A 1,862-nucleotide genomic window follows, 5' to 3' on the forward strand; every position below is an offset into this window, starting at 1 on the left:
CAAGTATTACGAATGTAACTGCTGCTGCAACAGGGATTTACACAGTAACGGTAACAAATGCGAATGGCTGTAGTGCAACGGCAACTGTTTCAGTCGTTATCAACCAATTGCCTGCTATACCAACTTTGACTCCTAACAAATCTTCAATCTGTATAGGAGAAACTACAAATATTACTGCTTCCGGATGCTCAGGTACCATTCTCTGGTCAACTGGCCAGACAACGAATGTCATCTCAGTTTCTCCAACTACAACCACTACTTACACCGCTACCTGTACTGCTTCAAGCACAGGTTGTATGAGCGAACCTGCCTCGGTTCAGATAACGGTTATCCAAACTGATCCAATTACGGTGTCAGCTTGTGCACCCGGAACAAGTGCGATTAACCCCACCTCCTCAGCAGAAGGCTTCAACATATTTGTCCAGAATGGAATAGTTTTAAAAGCAGGAAATGTAGATGCCGGAATGGCAACCGGAGGAAACATTACATTGGATGGTTCAACAAATATAAACGGGAATAACCCTAACGGTTACGCTACAAAACCTACTATCGGTGGAGATATAACTTATTTTTATACTGGAGGAAAAATCATTTATACGTCAGGTAGTGGGATTAACGTGAATGGGAATGGATATGCCAAAGTAGGAGATATAACAGGGTCTACATTTTATCCTAACGGAAGCAATGCCCGCATTACAAAAGGAGGCTTTGACACTACACCTTCTGTAAATGTTAATACAAGTCAGGCAGCAGGGACCTGGCAGAATGGAATAGGTAGCATTGATTTCAATACCGCCTTCTCCTCGCTACAGGCTACGGCTAGTTCGATGAGCACTCAGGTCAATACTATTGCTCCTACATTTGATCCAGGTAATACTTCTCAGCCGAAACTTACTTTACAAACAGGAACAAACGTATGGAATGTAACAGGAACTCAATTAAACGCATATTCAACAATTGTATTTAATAATTATCCGGATGCTTCAAAACCATTGCTAATTAATGTAAACGCTTCTGGAAGTTTTACACTGACTTTACCTAATATCTCAGGAATAGGAGATGTACAGGGGCAATACATTATCTGGAATTTCTACAATACGACCAACCTTACACTATCCAATTCAAGTACAACTATGAAAGGAACTTTATTTGCACCTAATGCAGATTTAACCAAAAATAGTAGCTCGAATATCGATGGACAAGTAATTGCGAAATCATTTATGATGGATGGTGGAGGCTCAATATCTAATCAAAGATTTAATACAACTGTTGCAGCAGGGACAACAACCGATTGTCCGCCAGTGTGCGCTGGTTCAGCCGTGACTCTTAGAGCGTCTGGCTGTACTTCAACAGTCACTTGGAGTGGAGGTAATATTACTGCAACAGGTACCTCAACAGTTGTTAATCCTACAACTACGACTACTTATACTGCGACGTGTGGTACTGGTGTTTGTACATCAAGTGCAAATATAACAGTTGAAGTAGTGCCAACACCAACAGTATCAGTAAACGATGTTATAATTTGTAATGGACAAGCGGCAACGCTTACAGCAACAGGCTGTAATGGCACAGTAGTCTGGAACAACGGCTCTACTACTACTACGATTACCGTAACACCAACAGGTACGGGCACGTATAGCTATACCGCGATTTGTAAATTAACAACTAATGGTGTCGAGTGTACTGCAAGTGCCACAGCGACAATAACGGTAAATTCATTACCTGTATCAACAGCTAATTCCAATACCCCGGTTTGTGTAGGTAAAACATTAAATCTGACATCATCGGGAGGGACAAGTTACTCATGGGTAGGTCCGAATTCATATAGTTCAACTGTTCAGAATCCAAGTATTACGAATGTA

1 protein-coding gene is annotated in these 1,862 nt (G+C 41.3%); it reads left to right on the forward strand.

The genetic code is table 11. From position 1 onward, the window contains the following. Positions 1–1,862, forward strand: a 1,862-nt coding sequence (locus ACYVFA_RS19610) for a collagen-binding domain-containing protein (protein ID WP_460473555.1), incomplete at both ends; no start/stop codon positions are given.

The organism is Emticicia fontis, assembly GCF_054779675.1.